Here is a 22,940-nt window from a genome sequence, read left to right on the forward strand (position 1 = left end):
CTTGGGGTCTCAGGAAACAGGCCAGCAGGCCCGGCAGTTCCGTTATGGCGGCAGGAAACTAGCCCTGCGCCGGGAACAGGTCCGACGGCCTGTCCACATCGCGCAGCCGCCCGGAGGGCCGGTCAAGGCAGCGATCGGGCGCGATGCGCGCCAGCAGCGGGCGCAGTCCGCTGTCTCCTGAAAGGGGGGCAGCCTCGCACCATGCCCGCGGCAGCAGCGCGGGGGGCATGCGCACGGCGCCATCCCGCGCGCAGGCCGGGGCGCCCAGATCCAGCAGCGCCGCCAGATCCTCGGCGCGCAGCCAGGGCATGTCGGCCAGCATGAACAGCACCGCATCGACCTGTGCCGGCAAGGCCGCCAGCCCGGCCCGCACGCTGGCCGACTGATCGCCCCCCGGCGGGACCGACACGGATACCAGGCCCGCCGCCCGGGCAAGATCGGCCACACCGTCCCGTGCCGTCACCGCGATGGCCGCGCCTGCGCCGCAGGCGCCTGCCAGCGCAAAGGCATGGGCGGCCAGGGGACGCCCGCCGAGCGGCTCCAGCAGCTTGTCGGCCGCCCCGAACCGGCGCGAGGCGCCGGCAGCCAGAACGATCACCGCCAGCCGCTCAGCCAAGCCTTGCATCGGCCAGCACCTGGGCCAGAACGCCCGCCGCGATCGCCACCGGCTCGCGCGCATGGGGCACGATGCCGAAAGGCTGCGCCAGCCGCGCGATGCGATCCTGCGCCACCCCCGTTTCGGCAAGCGCCGCCACCCGCATCGCATGAGCGCGGGCGCTGCCCAGCGCCCCGACATAAAAGGCCGGGCTGTCAAGGGCGGCGGCCAGCAGCGGGGGTTCCCGGTCGTGATCGTGAAAGAACAGCGCGACGGCGGTGCGCGCATCCAGCCGCGCCCCCGCCGGCCAGCCTTTGCCCGACAGCGCCAGCGCCTCGGGCGGCACCTGCGGATCGGCGCTGTAGTATCGGGTTGCGATCCCGGCGGCACGGGCCATGCGGAACAGCGCCAGCGGCTCTGGCCCCCGCCCCAGGATCAGCAGCCTCAGCCGCGGCAGCAGCGTGACGGCCAGCAGCCCGGCCCCCGACGGCGCCGCGGTTGCGCCTTGGGCAAGCGGATCATCCGGGGCGATCAGCCCGGACCCGCCGATCAGGAAAAATGCCGGCTCACGCGCGGCCAGCCGCGATCGCGCGGCGGCGATCACCCTTGGGTCCGGTGCCGGAAACAGCGTGATCTGCAAGCCGCCCCCGCAGGGCAGCTCCAGATCGGCGGCCCGCGACCCGCGCCCGTATCGCAGCTGCCGCACCTTCCCGTCGGCCAAGGCGCGCCCGGCGTGCAGCGCGACATCCGCCTCGATGCAGCCCGATGACAGGGTGCCCCGCCGCATCCCTGCCGCATCGACAGTCATGGCCGCGCCCAAAGGCCGGTAGGACGGCCCCTCGACCTCGGTGATCACACACAGGCAGCAAGCCGGACCCGGCAAGGGAAAGTCCGTCTCGTCCAGACATGCCGCAGCGGGCATGGAAGGCTGCCTCAGGGACAAGGGCTGGGAAAACGGGGCGGTCATCGCCAAGCCAACCGCCGTCCCGGCGCTCGGGTTCCGCAGCGTTGCAACCGCTGAGCGGCTTGGCCCGTTCCCTTCCATCGGGGCCTGACCATCCTTAAGTTCGTATTATGTTCACAGCGACAAGGCTAAGCGTTATCCATGAAGCCTGATCTTGCCCGCAAGCTTGCCATCCTGTCGGATGCGGCCAAATACGACGCGTCCTGCGCATCCAGCGGAACGACACGGCGCGATTCGCGCAAGGGCGGGCTGGGATCGACCGAGGGATCGGGCATCTGCCACGCCTATACCCCGGACGGGCGCTGCATCAGCCTGCTGAAGATCCTGATGACCAATTTCTGCATCTTCGACTGCGCCTATTGCGTGAACCGGGTCAGCTCGAATGTCGAACGGGCGCGCTTTTCGGTCGAGGAAGTCGTCAGCCTGACGCTGGAGTTCTACAGGCGCAACTATATCGAGGGGCTGTTCCTGTCATCGGGCATCATCCGCAGCCCCGACCAGACCATGGCGGACATGGTGCGCATCGCCCGCACACTGCGGCAGGATCACGGGTTCAAGGGCTACATCCACCTCAAGACCATCCCCGACGCCGCGCCCGAACTGATCGATGCGGCGGGGCTCTATGCGGACCGGCTGTCGATCAACATCGAACTGCCGCAGGATGCCTCGATCCGCGCGCTTGCCCCCGAAAAGCGGCCCGAAACGATCCGCACCGCGATGGCGCGCGTCAAGGGCGGGCACGAGGCCAGCCGGGAACGCAGCCACAGCGGCAAGCGCCCTGCCCGCTTTGCGCCCGCAGGGCAATCGACGCAGATGATCGTGGGCGCCGATGATGCCAATGATGCGGCGATCCTGACGACCTCGGCGCGGCTTTATGCGGGCTATGGGCTGAGGCGGGTGTATTATTCGGCCTTCTCGCCCATCCCCGACAGCTCGTCCGTCCTGCCGTTGGTGCGCCCGCCCTTGCTGCGCGAACACCGGCTGTATCAGGCCGACTGGCTGATGCGGTTCTATGGCTTCGAGGCGGACGAGATCGCCTCGGCCACGCCGCAGGGGATGCTGGATCTGGCGGTCGATCCCAAGCTGGGCTGGGCGCTGGCCAACCGGGCGCAGTTTCCCGTGGACGTGAACCGGGCCGGGCGCGAGATGCTGCTGCGGGTGCCGGGTTTCGGCACGCGCACCGTCGATCGCATCCTCTCGGCGCGGCGGCACCGCACGCTGGGCTGGGACGATCTGGTGCGGATCGGGGCGCTGATGACGCGCGCCCGGCCTTTCGTCACGGTGCCCGGCTGGTCCCCCGGCGGGCTGACCGACAGCGAGGGCCTGCGCGCCCGCTTTGCCCCGCCCCCCGAACAGCTCAGCCTGTTCTGATGCACCGCGTCGTCCTGCCGGAAACAGGGATCTTCGCAGCCTGGCGCGATGCGGCCAGACCGCTGGCCGCCCACCGGGTGCCCGCCGCCGAGGTGGACTGGACGTTCGAGGGCGCGGCCGCGCCCCTGCTGTTCGACAGCGCGCCGCTGCCCCCCGGAACGGGGCGCGCGGTTGCTGTCCCGCGCGGGTTTCTTGAACTGGCGCAGCGGGTCGTCCTGCACCGCGATGCTGCGGGGGCCTCGCTGCTCTATGCCGCGCTGCTGGCGCTGCAGGATCGGCGCGGGCTGCTGGCGGATGAGGCCGATCCGCTGGTGCGGCGCCTTGGGGCGCTGGACAAGGCGGTGGCCCGCGACATCCACAAGATGCGCGCCTTTGTCCGCTTTCGCGAGTTGCCCGCCGCCGGGCCGCGCCGCCGCTTTGCCGCCTGGTTCGAGCCCGACCACCGCATCATCGAGGCGAATACGGGTTTCTTCTGCCGCCGCTTTGCCGACATGGACTGGGCGATCCACACGCCTGATCTGTCGGCCCTGTGGCAGGATGGGCAGTTGTCCCTTGCCCCCGGCGCCCCCCGGCCCGATCTGCCCGACGACGCGGCCGAGGTGCTGTGGGCGACCTATTTCGCCAACATCTTCAACCCCGCGCGGATCAAGCTGGGCTCGATGCGCCAGCACATGCCGAAGAAATACTGGAAGAACATGCCCGAAACGGGCCAGATCCCGGCGATGCTGAACGCAGCCGAAGGGCGGGTGCGGGCCATGCAGGAGGCCGCCGCGACGGATGCGCCCCTGCGCGCCGCCGCGATCACCGACCGCTATCGCGCCGCCATGCCGCGCCCGCCGGCGCAGATCGAAAGCCTGGCCGATGCGCGGGCCGCCTGCGCCCTCTGCACGCGCTGCGATCTGTGCCATGCCGCGACGCAGAGCGTCTTTGGCGAGGGGCCGGAGGATGCGCCGCTGATGATCGTGGGCGAGCAGCCGGGCGATCACGAAGACCTGGCCGGCCGCCCCTTTGTCGGCCCCGCCGGGCAGGTTCTTGACCGCGCGATGGCCGATGCCGGGCTGGACCGCGCCGGCGCCTGGATGACGAACGCGGTCAAGCACTTCAAGTTTGTCCCGCGCGGCAAGCGCCGCCTGCACCAAAACCCCGATGCAGGCGAGATCGCGGCCTGCCGCTGGTGGCTTGATCTGGAACGGCAATTCGTCCGGCCAAGGCTGACCATCGCGTTGGGGGCAAGCGCCGCGCGGGCGCTGACTGGCAAGGGCAACGGGCTGACCGCGCGACGGGGGCGGGTCGAGCAGACCCCGTCCGGTCCGGTGCTGATTTCCTGGCATCCCTCGCTGATCCTGCGCCGCTCCGATCCGGCCGCCGCCGAGCAGGCTTTGGCCGAGCTGACAGAGGATCTGCGCTTGGTCAGCCAGATGCTGGGCTGAAGGGCAAGGCAGCGCCTGCCGGCAGCCATGCCAGGGATGCGGCTGCGGCAATGAGCGCGGCACTGCCCCTTGCGCCGCCATCCGCATCTGCGGCCCTGCGCCAGCGCGGCACCCGTTGAAACGGGCTGCGCATTTCGTTAGGTAGCTAACCAACTATCCGGTGCCCGCCATGATCTTCAGCCGCCTTTCCCCGTTGCTGCGCGCCATGCACGCCTATTATGATGCCCATGCCAAAGGCGGGTTGACCTATGCCCAGGCGCGTGTGCTGGCCGCTGCGCTTGCCTGTCCCGGCGCAACTCAGGTGGAGCTTGCCGATGAGACCCGGATCGAGCCGCCTACGATGAAGCGCCATCTTGACGCCCTTGAACGCGCCGGATTGATCCGGCGCGGTTCCGTGGACGGCGACCGGCGCAAGCGGGCGGTGATGGCGACCCCTGCCGGCGAGGCGCTGGACCTGCTGCGGCTGCGCGACCAGCTTGAGGCGGTGTCGGTGCGGGGAATCGACCCCGGCGATCTGGCCATTACCGCCGCCGTCCTGCAGCGGATGGAGGAGAACCTGCGCGGGGGACCGGGTAAATGAACAAGGCGCGCGCCGCGACCGCCCGGCCCGGCGAGGGGGCTGCCCCTCCCCCGGCCCAGGCCCAGGCCCCGGCCCAGGCCCCGGCGCCTGCCGCCGGCGCCGCTGCGGCTGCACAGGCGCCCGCAATGGCGCGGCACCGGATTGCGGCCTATATGGCGACATCCATGTTCATCGCGCTGACGCAGGGGCTGGCCCAGGGCTGGACATCGGCGGTGCTGGGGCAGATTGCCGGACAGATCGGGGCGACCACCACACAGGCAAGCTGGCTCGTCGTCGCCTTCATGATCCCCAAGACGGCGCTGCCGATCCTGCTGATCAAGATCCGCACCCAGTATGGCCTGCGCCGCTTTACCGAAATCGGCATCCTTGCCCATGTGCTGGTCACGATCCTGAGCCTGTTCAGCCAGGATCTGCGATCGGCGATCACCGTGCAGGTGCTGGCGGGGATCACCTCGGCCCCGCTGTCCACGCTGGCGTTTCTATACATGCTCGAAGGGCTGTCGCCGCAGATGAAGATGCGCCTGGGCCTGCCCCTTGTGCTGACCTTCATCATGGTGGGCAGCCCGCTGGCCCGCGCGCTGGCGCCCCTGCTGATGGGGGACGGCGACTGGCAGGTGCTTCACCTGGTCAGCCTGGGAATGGCGCTTGCCTCGCTGGCGCTGGTGTTCCTGCTGCCGCTGAACCCGATGCCGCGCCAGAACGTGATCGCCCCGCTGGATCTGGTCAGCTTCGTGCTGATCGCCATCGGCGTTGGCGGGCTGACGGCGGCCTTCACACAGGGGCCGACCTACTGGTGGACCGAGGCGAGCTGGACGGGCATTCTCATGGCCTGCGCGGTTGCGGCGCTTGCGGCCGCCGCGGCGATCGAGCTGAACCGCAGCGCCCCGCTGATCGATATCCGCTGGCTGCTGACCGCGCCCGTGCTGCACCTGACGGGCGCGCTGCTGCTGTTCCGCCTGCTGCTGTCCGAGCAGGCGGCGGGCGCGCCGCGGATGTTCCAGGCCTTGGGCCTGTCGCCTGACCAGATGGTGCCGCTGTTCGCCGCCATAGTTGCGGCATCCATGCTGGGGGGGATGGCCTGTTCCCTTGTCATCAAGCCGGGCCGGGAATCGCAGATCCACCTGGCAGCCTTGCTGCTGATCGCCGCCGGGGCCTATCTGGACAGCCACTCGACCATCGACACGCGGCCGGCGCAGCTGATCGCCAGCCAGTCGCTGATCGCCTTTGCCGGGGCGCTGTTCCTGCCGCCGGCCATGATGGCCGGGCTGCTGCAGGCGCTGTCCAAGGGGCCGAACTACATCTTGTCGTTCATCATCGTGTTCCTGACGACGCAGGCCATCGGCGGCACGCTGGGCAGCGGCATCTTCACCACCTTCATCAACACCCGGCAGGCTTATCACCTGCATGCGCTTTCCGATCAGCTGTCCCAGACATCCTGGACGGTGCAGGCAGCCATCGGCCAGCGGGTGCAGGCCCTGGCCGCCTCGATACCCGACAGCGCGGCGCGGCGCGCCCAGGCCGTCTCGCAGATCGCGCAGGAGGCGTCGCAGCAGGCCTATGTCCTGGCCTACAACGACGCCTTCCTTGCAACCTTCCTGGGGGCCTGCGGCGCGATCGCGCTGCTGCTCCTTCACTGGACGCGTGACCACCTGGCGGGTTCCGCGGCCGTCAAACCCGTTCCCCCACCGGCAAGCTCCTCATGAATCGCAAGATCCTCTCCACCATCATCGTCGCCGCGATCGGCGTCGTGGGCGTCCTGGTGATCCTTTACGCCTGGCATCTGCCCCCGTTCGAGGCGGCCGTGCCCGCAACCGAGAACGCCTATGTCCGCGGCCGGATTACGTCGCTTGCGCCGCAGGTCGCGGGCTATGTCGCCGTGGTCGAGGTCACGGATTTCCAGACGGTCCACAAGGGGGACGTGATCGTCCGCCTCGATGACCGCCAGCCGCGCCAAAGGGTGGAACAGGCGCGCGCCTCTCTCGCAGGCGCGCAAGCGGCGCTGGCGATCGGGGAACAGTCGGTCGTATCGGCCGAGGCGGTCGTGGGCGCGCGCGAGGCGGCGCTGATCTCGGCCCGTGCCGCGGCCGATACGGCGCAATCCACGGCGGACCGCACCTCGGCCCTGCGCAAGCGGGGCATCGCGGCGGAAAGCACCGCCGAGGCCTCGGGCGCGGCACTGAGCCAAGCCCAGGCCGGCGTTGCGCAGGCGCAGGCGGCGCTGGCCACCGCGAAAGAGGATGTGCGCAGCGCCCGCGTGGCCCTGGATGCAAGGCGCGCCGATATCGCGGCCGCGCAGGCGGCGGTTGAACTGGCCGCCATCGATCTGGAAAATACCGTCATCCGCGCGCCCGAGGATGGCCGCCTTGGCCAGATCGGCGCGCGCAAGGGCCAGTATGTCACGGCCGGCAGCGCGCTGGCGGCGCTGGTCGGTCCCGATGTGTGGGTCATCGCCAACTTCAAGGAAACCAGTTTGCACGGAATGCGGCTGGGCCAGGTCGCCCGGTTCACGGTGGATGCGATGCAGCACCGTGAATTCACCGGCCGGGTCGAGGCGTTTTCCCCCGCGACCGCGTCCGAATTCAGCCTGATCAATGCCACCAACGCGACCGGTAATTTCACCAAGGTGGCCCAGCGCCTGCCGGTCCGCATCTCGATCGATCCGGGGCAGGAAATGTCGGAATATCTGCGCCCCGGCATGTCGGTCGTCGTCCGCGTGGACGTGCCCTGAAGGGAACAGGCGGCAAGGCCGGCTGGACCGGCCTGCGAAAAGGCACCCCCGGCGCGCGGCCGCCAGGGCGGATGCGGGGCGCTGTCCCCGGCCCGCAGCGCGCCGCGCCGGGGCGACGCCCGCCCGCCGAGCGGCAAGGGCGGCGCCAAGGCACCGCCCGCTGTCCTGGCCCGCTGTCCTGCAACCGGGTAGCGCGAAGGCCTTGCAGGGCACCGCCCCCGTCATGATATGCCGCACCGGCGGCCCTGTCCCTGCCATGGGCCGGGGCGCCTTCCGTCCCGCTGTTCCATCACGCCCGAGGCTTGCCATGCATGACCATCCGCCCGGCTGCGGCTGCTGCCCTTCCGGCCCCGGCTTGACTGACCCGCATGCGGCGCGGGCCGAGGGGCAGGTTTCGCTGACCCTCCGCCTCATGTGCCGGGACATGGCCGAGATGATGGCGGTGCTGGATCACGCCCCTGCCCATGTCGAGGCAAGCCGGGCCGAACCGGGCTGCCTGCAGTTTGACCTGCGACAGACAGACGAGCCCCTGGTGTTCGACATTGCCGAACGCTTTGCCGATATCGAGGCCTATCGCCTCCACCAGGCCCGCACCCGCGCCAGCGATTGGGGCAAGGCCACCGCCAGCATCGCCCGCGCGCAATACGACCGCCGCGGGGTGACGGACTAGGCACGGGCGGCCCCATCATCGCGGGGCCATGGTCCTCGCCATGCCTGCCCGCCCCTGTCCCGCCCTGGCGGCTGCAAACGCCCTGCCGCCGGTCTGCCGGCCTATCCGGCCTTGGGCGGTTCCATGTCGGGCAGCCGGGCGCGCACGCGCTTGATGCGGCGTGCATCGGCGTCAATGATCTCGAACTGCACGCCGCTGTCGTCGGTCACAATCTCACCCTGGGCAGGGACGCGGCCAGCGAGCATGAAGATCAGGCCGCCCAGCGTGTCGATTTCTTCCTCGTAGATCCCTGAGACGAGCTTGACGCCGATTTCCTGTTCCACCTGCGCGATGGGCGCGCGCGACAGGATCAGCCACTGGCCGGGCCGTTCCTTGACCCACAGCCCTTCCTCGCCTTCGTCATGTTCATCGTCGATGGCGCCGATGACCTGTTCGACCAGATCCTCGAGCGTCACCAGCCCGTCCACGCCGCCATATTCGTCGATGACCAGCGCCATGTGGATGCGCTTTTGCTGCATCTGCTGGAGCAGCGCGCCGATCGGCATGGACCCCGGCACATACAGCAGCGGCCTGAGCAGCGGGCGCAGCGCGAATCGCGGCACCGGGCCCTTGGCCGCAAAGCCGTGCTTCATCGCCAGATCCTTGAACAGCACAAGGCCCAGCGGCTGGTCCAGATCACCCCGGAACACCGGCAGGCGCGAATAGCCGTGCTCGCGGAACACCTCGACCAGCTCAGGCAGACTGACCGTCACCGGCACGGCAACGATGTCGGTCTTGGTCACCGCGACATCATCGACCGTCTTGCGCCGCAGGTTGAGGATCGAGGGTGCGGCGGCGGATGTCGCGGCCTCCATCATCGAATCGGGGGGCTCGTCGTCGCCTGCCGCACCCGCCGGGGCCAGGCTTTTCAGGATGCGCCCCAGAAAGCCGCGCAAAAGGGGCAGATCGCGTCCCTCGCTGCCGGTGCCATCGGCCCAACTGGCAGGGGGCTGGACCGCAGCGGGATCGGCGGCCTGATCGGCCCCGCGGCGTGTCTGTGATTCGTTCGTCACGATCGGATCTCGCGATAGGGATCGGGGATGCCCAGCCCGGCAAGGATCGAACGCTCGGCATCCTCCATGGTCTCGGCGTCGGCGTCGGCTTCGTGGTCATAACCGGCCAGATGCAGGATCGCGTGAACCACAAGATGCGTGACGTGATCGGCAAAGGGCTTTCCCTGCGCGGCGGCTTCGGCCGCGCAGGTGTCATAGCTGATCGCGATGTCGCCCAGCTCGCCCTCGGGCGGGACAGGGACGGCGCCCGGCGGGCGGGGGGGCGGCTCGACCGCGGGCCAACTGAGCACATTGGTCGGGCGCGGCTTGCCGCGGAAATGTTCGTTCAGGGCGCTGATGCGGGCATCGTCGCAGCCCATGACGACGATCTCGACCGGGTCGATGCCAAGATGCCTGACCGTGGCCTGCGCCGCCCGCGCGGCGATGCCGCCCAGATCGGCGTCAAGCCAGCGTTCATCCTCGATCACCAGATCGACAGGGTCCGAGACAGTCCCCAAGCCGGCGGAGGCGGGCGGCATGGTCATTGCGGCGCCTCGGGGCCGGGGGCAGCCCGGTCCTGCCCCGGCGCGGCCCCCTGCGTTGCGCCCCCCGCTGCGCTGGCCTCGCGCCCATGGGCCGCCTCGCCCGCGGCGTCATAGGCGTGGATGATCCGGGCGACCAGCGGGTGGCGCACCACGTCGGACGCGGTGAAATAGCTGAACGAGATGCCGGGCACGCCGGCAAGGATGCGTTCCGCATCGCGCAGGCCCGACTGCACGCCGCGCGGCAGGTCCACCTGCGTCCGGTCCCCCGTGACGACCATGCGCGAGCCTTCGCCCAGACGGGTCAGGAACATCTTCATCTGCATGGTGGTGGCGTTCTGCGCCTCGTCCAGCACGACAAAGGCGTTCGACAGGGTGCGCCCGCGCATGAAGGCGAGCGGCGCGATCTCGATGCGTTTTTCCTCGATCAGCTTCTGCATCTGCTTGGCGGGCAGAAAATCGTTCAGCGCATCATACAGCGGCTGCATGTAGGGATCGACCTTGTCCTTCATGTCGCCCGGCAGAAAGCCCAGCCGCTCGCCCGCCTCGACCGCGGGGCGCGACAGGACGATCCTGTCCACATGTCCGCCGATCAGCATGGTCACGCCCACGGCGACGGCCAGATAGGTCTTGCCCGTGCCCGCCGGGCCGATGCCGAAGGCCAGCTCGTTGGCAAACAGGGCGCGGACATAATCCTTCTGCGCCTCGGTGCGCGGCTCGACCGCCTTCTTGCGGGTGCGCAGCTCGATCGGCCCGTGGCGGAACATCTCAAGCTGCTCGGCGGGGCTGGCGGCCACCGTTTCGGGCTGAAGGCCCATCCGCAGCGCCGCATCGACCTCGGCCAGCTCGACCGGGCGGCCCTGTTCCAGCCTGCCGTAAAGACCGCGCAGAATGCGGGCGGCATCCTCCTGGGCCTCGGCCGGGCCGACAACCGCCAGCAGGTTCCCGCGCCGCAGGACATGGACGCCCATGGCCTGCTCGATCCGCGCAAGATGGCGATCATGGGGACCGCAGAGTGCGATCAGAAGGCGGTTGTCGGGAAATTCCAGCAATGTCTCGCCAGCGGCACCGGCAGAGGAGGAGGCGGAGGATGTCGTCGGGCTGAGAGCCAAGGAAGCGGATTCCTTTCGGGTGGGTTCGGTTCCATGTTGCAAGCGTGGGGGCCGATGGCAAGCAAGGCGCGCATGCGTCAGGCCCTTTGAGGCTGCAGGGGAACGCCGCGCCTGCCCCCGCCGTTCCGGTCAGTCAAGCGGGTGCCCCTCGACAAAGGCGCGCAGCCGTTCATCGGCGGCATCGTCCATCTGCGCGACGGTGCCCTGCCAGACGATGCGCCCCTCGGCCAGCATGGCCACCCGGTCGGCGATGGCGCGCACGCTGGTCATGTCATGGGTGATGGTGACTGCGGTTGCGCCCGTCTCGGTGACGATGCTGCGGATCAGGCGGTTGATGCCAGCGGCCCGGCGGGGATCAAGCCCGGTCGTCGGCTCGTCGAAAAAGATCACCCGCGGATCAGCGGCGATGGCGCGGGCCAGGCCGACGCGCTTGCGCATTCCGCCCGACAGCTCGGCCGGCATCCGGTCGGCGATCTCGGGACCAAGGCCGACGCGGGACAGCTTGTCCAGCGCGCGCGCGCGCGCGGCCGCGCGCGGCATGGCCTCCAGCAGGCGAAAGGCGACATTGCGCCAGACAGGCAGGCTGTCGAACAGGGCGGCGTTCTGGAACAGCATCCCGAAATCGCGCAGGAACGCGGCCCTGGCCGCGCGCCCGGCCGGCGCGCCGTTCAGGCGCACCGCGCCGGCATCGGGCTGGTCCAGCCCCAGGATGCATCGCAGCAGCACCGACTTGCCGGTGCCCGAGCCGCCGATGATGACAAGGCTTTCCCCCTGCCGGGCCGTCAGGTCCAGCCCGTCCAGCACCCGCCGCCCCGCAAATGACTTGACCAGCCCCCGCGCCTCGATGACCGGGACGCTCATGTGAAAAACAGCCCCGTCATGGCAAAGTTCGCCGCAAGGATGGCCACCGATGCGGCGACCACCGCGCTGGTGGCGGCGCGCCCCACCCCTTCGGCCCCCCGGCCCGCATGCAGGCCGAACCAGCAGCCGCACAGCGCCACGATGGCGCCGAAGGCCGCGCCCTTGACCAGCCCCGACAGCACGTCCCAGCTTTCCAGATAGGCCCAGGAACTGGCCAGATAGGCCTGCGAGGTAAAGCCAAGCGTGCTGGTGCCGACCAGCCAGCCGCCCATGATCCCGATGGCGTCGCCGACCCCGACCAGCAGCGGCACCGACAGGATCGCCGCCCACAGCCGTGGCGTGACCAGCCAGCCGACAGGATCGGTCGACAGCGTCACCAGCGCATCGATCTGCTCGCTCACCCGCATCGAGCCGATCTCGGCCGCGATCGACGAGGCAACGCGCGCCGCCACCATCAGCCCGCCCAGCACGGGGCCGAGTTCGCGCACCATGCCTATGGCCACGACAGCCGGAACAACATCGCCGGCCTGAAAGCGCTCGCCCCCCGCATTGATCTGGAGGGCAAGGGCGGCACCCGTGAACAGGGCGGTCAGCCCCACGACGGGCAGCGACAGCCAGCCGATTCGCAAAAGCTGTTCGGCCAGCAGGACGGGGCGAAAGCCGGGGCTGGCCAGCGCCCGCGCGGCAAAGATCGCGGCGCGCCCGACCCCCGCGACCAGCGCGATCGCCACCCGCCCGACTGCCCGGATCGGGGCGCGGATCATGGCAGCCGGGCCAAGGCGTACCGGCCGGCGCAAGGCGCAGCGCATGAATATTGGGAACACAGCCCGGTTCCGGTCAGCACGGCGGGCGTATCCGTAAGGGCCTGCCGGCAGCCGCCCCGCGCGCCAGGGCGCCCCTTGTCCGGCCAGCGCCGGCCAGACGGCAAGGACAAAGCGAGCCTCATTCCCCTACCCCGGCAGATAGTCGCGCCGATAGCGCGGGCCGAGCGCGGTCAGGATCTCGTAGCCGATCGTCCCGGCCAGAGCCGCCAGCGCATCGACGCCCTGCGCGGCATTGATGATTTCCATTTCGTCCGGCAGCTCCGGCAGATCGGTCACGTCCACGGTGATCAGATCCATCGATACCCGCCCGACCATCGGCGCCGCGGCCCCTGCGGCCCACAGCATCACCGGCTTGCCCCCCAGCGCCCGCAGCAGCCCGTCGGCATAACCCGCCGAAAGCGTGGCGATGCGCGAGCGGCGCGGCGCGGTCCAGGCGCAGCCGTAACCGACCGTCTCGCCCGGATCGACCCAGCGCGCCTGAATGACATCAAGCGAAAGCGTGACCACGGGGCGCGCGTCTGCGAAAGGCTCACCGCCATAAAGACCGATGCCGGGGCGGGTCACGCAAAAGTGATAGTCGCGCCCCAGCAGCACGCCCCCCGTGGCCGACAGCGACAGTGGCGCGGATACCCCTTCCGTCATCGCGCGGAAGGCCCGCAGCTGCGCGGCATTGGCCGGATGGCCCGGCTCATCCGCGCAGGCCAGATGCGACATGACCAGCGAAGGGCCGCGCCCGGCCGATGTGGGGGCGGCCAGCGCCTCGGCCCGGATCGCCGCCCATTCGGCCGGCTCAAGGCCCAGCCGGTTCATGCCGGTGTCAAGCTGGATCGCAAAATCGCCGCGCGGTCGCAGCGCGCGATCGCGAAAGAACTGCGGGGCACTGTTGAGCACCGGGATCAGCCCGTCCAGCCCCTCGCCCGGCATGTGCCCCGACAGCACGAAGATGCGGGCATCGCCCGGCAGCAGCGGCCGGATGGCCCGCCCCTCGGCGGCCTGGGCGACAAAGAAATCCCGTGCGCCTGCGGCATGCAGCGCCGGCGCGACCTGCGCCGCGCCCAGGCCGTAGGCATCGGCCTTGACCACCGCGCCCGGCCGAGCGCCAGGGGCGCGGGCGGCCAGCGCCCGCCAGTTCGCGGCCAGCGCCGCAAGATCGATCGTCAGTCCCATTCCGCAGGGCATGGCCCCGGTCCGTACCAAGGTCAAGGGCGCGCCGCGCCGACCGTGTGTTTCCGCTTTGCTGCGGCGCAGAGCGACCCTATTGTGCATCCGACGCGGGACGGAGGGAATGATGAAGGACATCAACGGACAGCTCGAAGAACGGCGCATGCAGGCGCGCCTTGGCGGCGGGCAGCGGCGCATCGACGCACAGCACGCGCGCGGCAAGCTGACGGCGCGCGAAAGGCTGGACGTGCTGCTGGACGAGGGGTCCTTCGAAGAGTTCGACATGTTCGTGCGCCATCGCTCGACCGATTTCGGGATGGAGGACGACCGCCCCTATGGCGACGGCGTCGTGACCGGCTGGGGCACGATCAACGGCCGCATGGTTTATGTCTTCAGCCAGGATTTCACCGTCTTCGGCGGCAGCCTGTCGGAAACCCATGCGCAGAAGATCTGCAAGATCATGGACATGGCGATGCAGAACGGGGCGCCTGTCATCGGTCTGAATGATTCGGGCGGCGCCCGCATCCAGGAAGGCGTCGCCAGCCTTGCGGGCTATGCCGACGTGTTCCAGCGCAATGTCCTTGCCTCGGGCGTGATCCCGCAGATTTCCGTCATCATGGGCCCCTGCGCGGGCGGCGCGGTCTATTCGCCGGCCATGACCGACTTCATCTTCATGGTTAAGGATACCTCCTACATGTTCGTGACCGGCCCGGACGTGGTCAAGACGGTGACGAACGAGGTGGTGACGGCCGAACAGCTGGGCGGCGCATCGACCCATACCAGGAAATCCTCGGTCGCCGACGGCGCCTTTGAAAACGATGTCGAGGCGCTGGTCGAAATCCGGCGGCTGTTCGATTTCCTGCCCCTGTCCAACCGCGAAAAGGCGCCGACGCGCCCCTTCTTCGACGATCCCGCGCGGATCGAGGAATCGCTCGACACGCTGGTTCCCGACAATCCCAACCAGCCCTATGACATGCAGGAGCTGATCGCCAAGATTGCTGACGAGGGGGATTTCTACGAAATCCAGCGCGATTTCGCCGGCAACATCATCATCGGCTTTGTCCGGATCGAAGGCCAGACGGTCGGCGTGGTCGCCAACCAGCCGATGGTGCTGGCAGGGGTGCTGGACATCGATTCCAGCCGCAAGGCCGCGCGCTTCGTGCGGTTCTGCGACGCCTTCAACATCCCGATCCTGACGTTGGTGGACGTGCCCGGCTTTCTGCCCGGCACGGCGCAGGAATATGGCGGCGTCATCAAGCACGGGGCGAAACTTCTGTTCGCCTATGGCGAGGCGACGGTGCCCAAGGTCACGGTCATTACCCGCAAGGCCTATGGCGGGGCCTATGATGTCATGGCCTCCAAGCATCTGCGGGGCGATTTCAACTATGCCTGGCCGACCGCGGAAATCGCCGTCATGGGCGCCAAGGGCGCGGTCGAGATCCTGTATCGGGGCGAGTTGGGCGATGCCGAAAAGATCGCGGCGCGCACCAGGGATTACGAGGAACGTTTCGCCAATCCCTTCGTCGCCGCCGAAAAGGGCTTCATCGACGAGGTGATCCAGCCCCGATCGACCCGCCGGCGCGTGGCGCGCGCGCTTGCCGGCCTGCGCGGCAAGCAGATGTCGAACCCCTGGAAGAAGCACGACAATATCCCGCTCTAGGCATGTGTCGGTGTCAACCTGCAACCCTGGTGGAGCGCCCGTGATCCCGATCTCGGCCGCAATCCTGTCCGCTGCGGCCACGGCTGCGCTTGCGGCCGAGCCGGCGCGCACCCTGATCCCCGTCCCCTCGGGGGCCGAGGTGTGGCTGCAGGAGGAACTGACCGACACGGTGCCGGGCATGGGGCTGGTCCAGCGGTTCCGCTTTGTCATGCCAGCCTTGGCCGAGCTTGTGCCAGAAGCGGGCAGCGCCGATGCCTCGGACAGCGTGCCGCCCGAAATGCTGGACGAAACCGCGCCCGATGATGCGCCGCTGACCCCTTCCGAGCAGGCCGAGCTGGACGAGGCGCTGGGCGATCTGGTCGTATCGGCGGTGCCCGATGCCGGAGCGGCGCCCCTGGACGAGGCCGGGGGCGAATTGTCGCTTTCCCCTGCCCTTCCGGGCGACGGCGACGGGGCGCATGCGCCGCTGCCCTCCCAGCTGTCCCCGCCCGACAGCCCGCCGCCCGGATCGGATCAGCCGTCCGACAGCGAGGCAACGGGCGATCTTGCCGCCGCCGGGCCTGCGCTGCCGGCCGCGCCCGACATTCTGATGCAGGATCCCGTTCACCGCGACATCGTGTGGCTGTGCGAACATTATGCGCTGCCGCGCCTGGCCGCGATGTCGCCGCGCCCGTCGCAGGTCGTGATCTCCATGGCCTCGGCCCCCAGCCCCTTCGGCAACTTCGATCCGGCCGTGGTGCAACTGTTCGAAGGCTTTTCCATCCCCCGTAACCGCGATGCCTGCATATGGGAGCCGCTTTGATGACCCGCGTGCCGGCCGCCGGCGATGATGCAAGCCTGCCACAGCGCGGCGCGCTCGCCGCCCCGCACCGCTGCCCTTTGCCCGAGGCGGGCATTAACATGGCCCATCGGCCGCATGACGCTGCCGTTGAACCCAGCAGCGGGGATATCGGATCCCTGCCTTACAGGAGCATTCCATGTCCAAGAAAATCGTTTTCCTGCTGGTCGCTGCCGCGACCACCAGCGTCCTGGCCGCCTGCCAGCCGCAGCCCTCGACCACGACGGTCGTGCAGCCCGCGGTCGTCACGCCCGAGCCGGTGTTCAAAGGCAAATACGGCAGGAACTGACCTGACCCGGCGCGGACCTTCGGGTCCGTGCCACCCTTGCGCGGGCGGCGCATCCGCCTTGGCCGCGCTGCACCGCGACCGTCCCTGCAGGAAAGCTGCGCCATGCTGAAACATCGTGGATTTCCCGGCCGGCTGCCTTCGTCCGACCACCAGTTCACGATCCGGCGCGCCAATGCCAAGGGCGCCACGCGGCTGACCCAGCGGGAACGCTTTCGCGACCGCTCGCCCGGCGACCGGCGGGCCGACGCGGCTTTTCTGGCGGCGCTGATCGAACATTTCGGCGACGAGCCCTTTGAACGCGGCAACCTTGATGCCGGCCGCCTGTCCTGGCTGCTGGGGCGCGAGGTCGTGGCGGTGGGCAAGCTGGACCCGGCCAGCTATGAACAGCTTCTGCGCGTGGACCTGGCGCGGGCCGAGGCGAGCTTTCCCGAACTGTTCGTCCCCGATGCCCCGCCCGATTTCGGCTGGGACGAGGACGGGCAGGACGATGAGGACGAGGATTGAGCCGACTGTCCCAAGCCTTGCCGGGGATGACCGCCATCCTTGTGCCGGCGGGAATCCTGCCGATGCGGCTTGCATCACCCCGTTGTCAGTTTGACGTTCAGGGGCTGCGTGCAATATTCAGCCGGAACGTCAAACCGGCCCGCAAACGGGTCCATCACACAGGCACGAACCAATGCACAAATCCTTTATGCTGCGCCTTGCCGGGGTCATCGCTCTTGCCGCCGGGGTTTCGGCCTGCGCTCCGGGTTATCAGACCGGGCTTTCCGCTGACACCCAGCGCGCCGCCGGGGGTGCCCTTGCAGGGGCCGTGGTCGCCAAGGCGCTGGACGAGAACATGGCCACCGGCGCGCTCATCGGCGGCGCGGCAGGGGCGCTGTGCGACGACGCGGGCGTGTGCGCCCAGTAACACGAAGGGCGGCGCGGCCAGCACCCCGGCAATGGGGCGCATGGCCCCGGCCATGGCCGGTGGCGGCATCCGCCCGCCCGATCAACTGACATTTGCAAGGAAGCTTTCCACATGTCCAAGACCATCCTCATCGTCGGCCTTGCCGCCGCGCTGCTGGCCGGCTGCACCCAGAACATTCAGCCGACCGAACTTGACCGCGCCATCATCGGCGCGGGCGCCGGGGCGGTCGTCGCCGACGTGGCAGGCAAGTCGGTCATCAAGGGCGCGGCCATCGGCGCGGCCGGCGGCGCCCTGTGCGACGACGTTCGCCTGTGCCAGTGACGTTCTGACCCCATCCGCCTTGCGGGCACCTGCCCGAACCATAACCGCCGCCTCGGTCTGACTGACCGGGGCGGCTTTTCATCATCAGCGCAGCCGGGAAATGTTCATGTTCAAGAAGATCCTTATCGCCAACCGCGGTGAAATTGCCTGCCGCGTGATAAAGACCGCCCGAACAATGGGTATCGCCACGGTTGCCGTCTATTCGGATGCAGACCGCAACGCGCTGCATGTCAGGATGGCGGACGAGGCGGTGCATATCGGCCCTTCCCCGGCCAACCAGTCCTATATCGTGATCGACCGGATCATGGATGCGGTCCGCCGCACGGGGGCCGAAGCCGTTCACCCCGGATACGGTTTTCTTAGCGAGAACATGAAATTCGCAGAGGCTCTTGAGAAGGAGGGTGTGGTTTTCATCGGCCCGCCTTCGACGGCCATCGAGGCAATGGGCGACAAGATCACCTCGAAGAAGATCGCCCAGGAGGCCGGAGTCTCCACCGTGCCGGGCTATATGGGCCTGATCGCCGATGCGGATGAAGCGGTTCGGATTTCGGCCCAGATCGGCTATCCGGTGATGATCAAGGCCAGCGCCGGGGGCGGTGGCAAGGGCATGCGCATTGCCTGGAACGACCAGGAAGCGCGCGAGGGTTTCGACAGCTCGCGCAACGAGGCCGCCAGCAGCTTTGGCGACGACCGCATCTTTATTGAGAAATTCGTAACTCAGCCCCGCCATATCGAAATCCAGGTTCTGGCCGATAAGCATGGCAACTGCGTCTATCTGCATGAGCGTGAATGTTCGATCCAGCGCCGCAACCAGAAGGTGATCGAGGAGGCGCCTTCGCCCTTTCTGGACGCCGCGACGCGCCGCGCGATGGGAGAGCAGGCGGTCGCCCTGGCCAAGGCGGTCGGCTATGCCAGCGCGGGCACGGTCGAGTTCATCGTCGACGCGAACAAGGTCTTTTATTTCCTTGAAATGAATACAAGATTGCAGGTCGAACATCCTGTGACCGAGCTGATCTCCGGGGTCGATCTGGTCGAACAGATGATCCGCGTGGCCGCGGGCGAGCGGCTGCCTTTTGCCCAGGATGATTTGTCCATCAACGGCTGGGCCATCGAGAGCCGGCTTTATGCCGAAGACCCCTATCGCAACTTCCTGCCCTCGATCGGCCGGCTGACGCGCTATCGCCCGCCCGTGGAAACCGCCGCAGGCCCGCTGCTGGAGGCAGGCAAGTGGGTTCCTGCCCAGCCCGGCGGCCAGCCTCCCGCCGCATCGACCGGGGTGCGCAACGATACCGGCGTCTATGAGGGCGGCGAGATCAGCATGTTCTATGATCCCATGATCGCCAAGCTGTGCACCTGGGCACCAACGCGCGAAGGCGCGATCGAGGCGATGCGCACCGCCCTGGACGGCTTTGAGGTCGAGGGGATCGGCCACAACCTGCCGTTCCTGTCAGCCGTGATGGACCATCCGCGTTTCGTGTCGGGCGACATCTCCACCGCCTTCATCGCCGAGGAATATCCTGACGGTTTCCAGGGCGCGACGCTGGCCGAGAGCGAGCTTGAGCGCATCGCGGCCGCCGCCGCCGCGATGCACCGCGTGGCCGAGATCCGGCGCACGCAGATCACAGGCCGGCTCGACAATCATGAACGGCGGGTGGGCGAGCGCTGGGTCGTGACGCTGAACGGGCAGGAATATCCCGTTCGCGTCCGGGCCGACAGGGCCGGCTCGACGGTCGAGGTGAACGGCCGCGATCTGCGTGTTGAATCGGATTGGCGGCCCGGACAGTCTCTGGCGCAGCTGATGGTGGATGGCGCGCCGCTGGCGCTGAAGGTCGATCGCATTCCGGCGGGGCTGCGGCTGCGCACCCGCGGGGCCGAACTGAAGACCCGCATCCGCCGCCCCCGTTCGGCCGAACTGGCCCGGCTGATGCCCGAGAAGCTGCCGCCCGACACCTCGAAGTTCCTGCTGTGCCCGATGCCGGGGCTGGTGGTCCGCATCAACGTGGCCGCAGGGGATGAGGTGCAGGAAGGTCAGGCGCTGGCCACCGTCGAGGCGATGAAGATGGAGAACATCCTGCGGGCCGAGCGCAAGGGCGTGGTCAAGTCGGTAAGCGCCGAGGCCGGGCAGAGCCTCAAGGTGGATGATGTTATCATGGAGTTCGAGTGAGGCTCACCAGCGCCTGCGGGGGTGGCAAGGACGCGCTTTCTGGCGCGGCCCTGTGCCATGCAGCGCGATACGGCGCGCATATTGCATCGCCGATCTGCCAACCTGAGCGTCAGGGCGCAGGCCCGCGCCGGGCGATCTCTTCCAGGCGGCTGGGAAATGTATCGATGATGCGGATGATCTCGCGCATGTCGCGTGGCTGGGGCTTGCGCTGTTTCACCTGCCCGTCCTTGTCGATGATGACCAGCGAAAACCCCTGCGGGGCCAGCCGCTGGCGCCAGACGCTGCGTTCCGCAGGGTCGGTGTCGGAAATCACCACCACGTCACGGTCGGCCAGTGGCCCGGCTTGCCCATGCAGCGCGGCCATCTGCACCGCAAAGGCGGGATCGGCGGGTGTATCGGCAAAGATCACGACCGCGCGGCTGCGATACAGCAGCTGTTCGGGCGTCACCTCACGCGCCAGCAGGTATGCCGGCTGCGGCCGCGCGGCCGGCGGGGCGGCCTGCGGCATGCGCGCCTCGGCCTGCGGGGCGGGCCGTGCGGGGGCGGCACGCTCGACCCGGACGGGCGGCGGGGGCGGGGCAGAGGCGCCCATGCCCAGCGCCGCCGGCGGCAGCGCAAGGACCAAGGCGGCCAATGCGGCAGAACGCGGGCTTTTGGAACGGAAAAGCCGCAAGGCACTGGCAATGGGCGTCATCATGCGCCTGAATATAGCGACTGCATCCGCACCGGAAAGGACTGAGCCATGATGAAAGCCGACCTGGACCAATGGCGCGCCCTTGCCAGCAAGGAACTCAAGGGCGCCGACCCGGACATGCTGAACTGGGACACGCTTGAGGGAATCACCGTCAAGCCGCTTTATACCGAGGCAGATACCGAAGGGCTGGACCATATGGGCAGCCTGCCCGGCATCGCGCCCTTCACCCGCGGCCCGCGGGCGACGATGTATGCCGGCCGGCCCTGGACGATCCGCCAGTATGCCGGCTTTTCGACGGCAGAGGAGAGCAACGCCTTCTATCGCCGCAATCTGGCCGCCGGGCAGCAGGGCGTGTCGGTTGCCTTCGACCTGGCCAGCCATCGCGGCTATGACAGCGACCACCCGCGCGTCGAAGGCGACGTGGGCAAGGCAGGCGTTGCCATCGACAGCGTCGAGGACATGAAGATCCTGTTCGACGGCATCCCGCTCGACAAGGTCTCGGTCTCGATGACCATGAACGGCGCGGTGATCCCGATCCTGGCGAACTTCATCGTCGCGGGCGAGGAACAGGGCGTGCCCCGCGCCGCCCTGTCGGGGACCATCCAGAACGACATCCTCAAGGAGTTCATGGTCCGCAACACCTATATCTATCCGCCCGAACCCTCGATGCGGATCATCGCGGACATCATCGGCTATACCGCGCGCGAGATGCCGAAGTTCAACTCGATCTCGATCTCGGGCTATCACATGCAGGAGGCCGGGGCGAACCTCGTGCAGGAGCTCGCCTATACCCTGGCCGACGGGCGCGAATATGTCCGCGCCGCGATCGCCGCGGGCATGGACGTGGACGAATTCGCCGGGCGGCTCAGCTTTTTCTTCGCCATCGGCATGAACTTCTTCATGGAAATCGCCAAGCTGCGCGCTGCGCGGCTGCTGTGGCACCGCATCATGACCGAGTTCGGCGCCAGGAAGCAGTCGTCCCTGATGCTGCGCACGCATTGCCAGACCTCGGGCGTCAGCCTGACCGCGCTTGACCCCTACAACAACGTCATCCGCACCGCCTATGAGGCGATGAGCGCGGCACTGGGCGGCACCCAATCGCTGCACACCAACGCGTTGGACGAGGCGATCGCCCTGCCCACCGACTTCTCGGCCCGCATCGCGCGGAACACGCAGCTGATCCTGCAGGAAGAAACGGGCATCACCCATGTCGTCGATCCGCTGGCCGGGTCGTATTACGTCGAATCGCTGACCGCCGAACTGGCCGACAAGGCCTGGGCGATCATCGAGGAGGTCGAGGCGATGGGCGGCATGACCAAGGCCGTCGCCACCGGCCAGCCCAAGCTGCGCATCGAGGAAACCGCCGCCCGCCGTCAGGCGATGATCGACCGGGGCGACGAGGTGATCGTCGGCGTCAACAAGTACCGCAAGGACAAGGAAGACCTGATCGACATCCTCGACATCGACAACATGAAGGTCCGCGCCAGCCAGATCGCCCGGCTGGAGAGCATCCGCGCCAGCCGCGACACCGCCGCCTGCGAACACGCGCTGGCCGAGGTCGAACGCCGCGCGCGTGAGGGCGGCAACCTGCTGGAGGCCGCCGTCGAGGCCGCGCGCGCCCGCGCCACTGTGGGCGAGATCAGCATGGCGATGGAAAACGTCTTTGGACGCCACCGGGCCGAGGTGAAAACCCTCGCCGGCGTCTATGGCGCTGCCTATGAGGGCGACGACGGCTTCGCGCAGATCCAGAAGGACGTCGAGGCGTTCGCCGCCGCCGAGGGGCGGCGCCCCCGGATGATGGTCGTCAAGATGGGACAGGACGGCCATGACCGCGGCGCCAAGGTGATCGCCACCGCTTTTGCCGATATCGGCTTTGACGTGGATGTCGGCCCGCTGTTCCAGACGCCCGAGGAAGCCGCGCAGGACGCGATCGACAATGACGTGCATATCATCGGCATCAGCTCGCTGGCCGCGGGCCACAAGACGCTGGCGCCCAAGCTGATCGCGGCGCTTGCGGCCAGGGGTGCGGACGACATCATCGTCATCTGCGGGGGCGTGATCCCCCAGCAGGATTACCAGTTCCTCTATGACGCAGGCGTTGCCGCCATCTTCGGTCCGGGCACCAACATCCCGGATTCGGCGCGCGAGATCATGCGGATCGTGCGGGCGCGGCGGGGCATCTGACGCAGCAGGGC

Annotated in this window: 23 protein-coding genes; 14 read left to right on the forward strand and 9 right to left on the reverse strand. The window is 68.5% G+C overall.

Annotation, left to right across the window (positions count from 1 at the left end):
- Nucleotides 1-58: 58 nt before the first annotated feature.
- Both B0A89_RS13585 and B0A89_RS13590 read right to left on the reverse strand, forming a co-directional pair.
- Entirely contained in the window at nucleotides 59-625 is a 567-nt protein-coding gene (locus B0A89_RS13585; RefSeq protein WP_169712178.1) for an NTP transferase domain-containing protein, read from the reverse strand.
- Nucleotides 609-1,451 (reverse strand): XdhC family protein, encoded by an 843-nt coding sequence (locus tag B0A89_RS13590; RefSeq protein ID WP_169712179.1) that lies wholly within the window; start codon nucleotides 1,449-1,451, stop codon nucleotides 609-611. The genes B0A89_RS13585 and B0A89_RS13590 overlap by 17 nt, the downstream gene beginning before the upstream one ends.
- Before the next feature lie 249 nt (nucleotides 1,452-1,700).
- Here B0A89_RS13590 and B0A89_RS13595 point away from each other — a divergent pair, with 249 nt between their 5' ends.
- From B0A89_RS13595 to B0A89_RS13620, 6 genes are all read left to right on the forward strand, one after another.
- A complete protein-coding gene (locus tag B0A89_RS13595; protein ID WP_085378569.1) occupies nucleotides 1,701-2,930 on the forward strand; it encodes a putative DNA modification/repair radical SAM protein in 1,230 nt (409 codons plus the stop codon).
- Nucleotides 2,930-4,360: a UdgX family uracil-DNA binding protein gene (locus B0A89_RS13600; RefSeq protein WP_157115358.1), complete on the forward strand. Its 1,431-nt coding sequence runs from the start codon at nucleotides 2,930-2,932 to the stop codon at nucleotides 4,358-4,360. The genes B0A89_RS13595 and B0A89_RS13600 overlap by 1 nt, the downstream gene beginning before the upstream one ends.
- A 205-nt stretch (nucleotides 4,361-4,565) precedes the next feature.
- A complete protein-coding gene (locus B0A89_RS13605; protein WP_169712180.1) occupies nucleotides 4,566-4,940 on the forward strand; it encodes a MarR family winged helix-turn-helix transcriptional regulator in 375 nt (124 codons plus the stop codon).
- 125 nt (nucleotides 4,941-5,065) lie between these two features.
- Nucleotides 5,066-6,643, forward strand: a complete 1,578-nt coding sequence (locus tag B0A89_RS13610; RefSeq protein WP_157115359.1) for an efflux MFS transporter permease — start codon at nucleotides 5,066-5,068, stop codon at nucleotides 6,641-6,643.
- Nucleotides 6,640-7,668, forward strand: coding sequence for an HlyD family secretion protein (locus B0A89_RS13615; RefSeq protein WP_085378573.1), 1,029 nt, complete (start codon nucleotides 6,640-6,642; stop codon nucleotides 7,666-7,668). Before B0A89_RS13610 ends, B0A89_RS13615 begins: the two co-directional genes overlap by 4 nt.
- Nucleotides 7,669-8,023: 355 nt before the next feature.
- The gene (locus B0A89_RS13620; protein WP_240558563.1) at nucleotides 8,024-8,338 is read left to right on the forward strand and encodes a putative quinol monooxygenase; all 315 of its coding nucleotides are present in this window, start codon (nucleotides 8,024-8,026) and stop codon (nucleotides 8,336-8,338) included.
- 101 nt (nucleotides 8,339-8,439) lie between these two features.
- Here B0A89_RS13620 and B0A89_RS13625 read toward each other — a convergent pair whose 3' ends face one another.
- The 6 genes from B0A89_RS13625 to alr form a co-directional block, all read right to left on the reverse strand.
- Entirely contained in the window at nucleotides 8,440-9,390 is a 951-nt protein-coding gene (locus B0A89_RS13625; protein WP_085378575.1) for a CBS domain-containing protein, read from the reverse strand.
- The gene (gene ybeY / locus B0A89_RS13630; RefSeq protein ID WP_085378948.1) at nucleotides 9,387-9,908 is read right to left on the reverse strand and encodes an rRNA maturation RNase YbeY; all 522 of its coding nucleotides are present in this window, start codon (nucleotides 9,906-9,908) and stop codon (nucleotides 9,387-9,389) included. The genes B0A89_RS13625 and ybeY overlap by 4 nt, the downstream gene beginning before the upstream one ends.
- Before the next feature lie 2 nt (nucleotides 9,909-9,910).
- On the reverse strand, nucleotides 9,911-11,023 hold the full coding sequence (locus B0A89_RS13635; protein ID WP_085378576.1) for a PhoH family protein: 1,113 nt from the start codon (nucleotides 11,021-11,023) through the stop codon (nucleotides 9,911-9,913).
- Nucleotides 11,024-11,152: 129 nt separating this feature from the next.
- Nucleotides 11,153-11,884, reverse strand: coding sequence for an ABC transporter ATP-binding protein (locus tag B0A89_RS13640; RefSeq protein ID WP_085378577.1), 732 nt, complete (start codon nucleotides 11,882-11,884; stop codon nucleotides 11,153-11,155).
- A complete protein-coding gene (locus tag B0A89_RS13645) occupies nucleotides 11,881-12,648 on the reverse strand; it encodes an MlaE family ABC transporter permease (RefSeq protein ID WP_085378578.1) in 768 nt (255 codons plus the stop codon). The genes B0A89_RS13640 and B0A89_RS13645 overlap by 4 nt, the downstream gene beginning before the upstream one ends.
- 186 nt (nucleotides 12,649-12,834) lie before the next feature.
- Nucleotides 12,835-13,875, reverse strand: coding sequence for an alanine racemase (gene alr, locus B0A89_RS13650; RefSeq protein WP_085378579.1), 1,041 nt, complete (start codon nucleotides 13,873-13,875; stop codon nucleotides 12,835-12,837).
- Between the two features lie 121 nt (nucleotides 13,876-13,996).
- Between alr and B0A89_RS13655 the strand changes: the two genes are divergently transcribed.
- The 7 genes from B0A89_RS13655 to B0A89_RS13680 all read left to right on the forward strand — a co-directional run bounded on the left by B0A89_RS13655 (nucleotide 13,997) and on the right by B0A89_RS13680 (nucleotide 20,051).
- Complete coding sequence (locus B0A89_RS13655) at nucleotides 13,997-15,529, forward strand: acyl-CoA carboxylase subunit beta (RefSeq protein WP_085378949.1); 1,533 nt, start codon at nucleotides 13,997-13,999, stop codon at nucleotides 15,527-15,529.
- 40 nt (nucleotides 15,530-15,569) lie between these two features.
- Nucleotides 15,570-16,331, forward strand: coding sequence for a DUF6497 family protein (locus tag B0A89_RS13660; RefSeq protein ID WP_085378580.1), 762 nt, complete (start codon nucleotides 15,570-15,572; stop codon nucleotides 16,329-16,331).
- 175 nt (nucleotides 16,332-16,506) lie between these two features.
- Nucleotides 16,507-16,656 carry a YajG family lipoprotein gene (locus B0A89_RS14870; RefSeq protein WP_169712181.1) on the forward strand — a complete coding sequence of 50 codons (150 nt, stop codon included), beginning with the start codon at nucleotides 16,507-16,509 and terminating at the stop codon, nucleotides 16,654-16,656.
- A 102-nt stretch (nucleotides 16,657-16,758) separates the two neighbouring features.
- Entirely contained in the window at nucleotides 16,759-17,160 is a 402-nt protein-coding gene (locus B0A89_RS13665; RefSeq protein WP_085378581.1) for a hypothetical protein, read from the forward strand.
- A 172-nt stretch (nucleotides 17,161-17,332) separates the two neighbouring features.
- Complete coding sequence (locus B0A89_RS13670; RefSeq protein WP_085378582.1) at nucleotides 17,333-17,566, forward strand: hypothetical protein; 234 nt, start codon at nucleotides 17,333-17,335, stop codon at nucleotides 17,564-17,566.
- A 111-nt stretch (nucleotides 17,567-17,677) separates the two neighbouring features.
- Nucleotides 17,678-17,887 carry a hypothetical protein gene (locus B0A89_RS13675; RefSeq protein ID WP_085378583.1) on the forward strand — a complete coding sequence of 70 codons (210 nt, stop codon included), beginning with the start codon at nucleotides 17,678-17,680 and terminating at the stop codon, nucleotides 17,885-17,887.
- A gap of 106 nt (nucleotides 17,888-17,993) precedes the next feature.
- Nucleotides 17,994-20,051 carry an acetyl-CoA carboxylase biotin carboxylase subunit gene (locus B0A89_RS13680; protein WP_085378950.1) on the forward strand — a complete coding sequence of 686 codons (2,058 nt, stop codon included), beginning with the start codon at nucleotides 17,994-17,996 and terminating at the stop codon, nucleotides 20,049-20,051.
- A 109-nt stretch (nucleotides 20,052-20,160) separates the two neighbouring features.
- Here B0A89_RS13680 and B0A89_RS13685 read toward each other — a convergent pair whose 3' ends face one another.
- Nucleotides 20,161-20,748 carry a DUF4174 domain-containing protein gene (locus B0A89_RS13685; protein ID WP_240558564.1) on the reverse strand — a complete coding sequence of 196 codons (588 nt, stop codon included), beginning with the start codon at nucleotides 20,746-20,748 and terminating at the stop codon, nucleotides 20,161-20,163.
- Between the two features lie 48 nt (nucleotides 20,749-20,796).
- Between B0A89_RS13685 and scpA the strand changes: the two genes are divergently transcribed.
- The gene (gene scpA / locus B0A89_RS13690; RefSeq protein WP_157115431.1) at nucleotides 20,797-22,929 is read left to right on the forward strand and encodes a methylmalonyl-CoA mutase; all 2,133 of its coding nucleotides are present in this window, start codon (nucleotides 20,797-20,799) and stop codon (nucleotides 22,927-22,929) included.
- Nucleotides 22,930-22,940: the final 11 nt, after the last annotated feature.

This window comes from Paracoccus contaminans, from assembly GCF_002105555.1.
Taxonomy (GTDB): domain Bacteria; phylum Pseudomonadota; class Alphaproteobacteria; order Rhodobacterales; family Rhodobacteraceae; genus Paracoccus; species Paracoccus contaminans.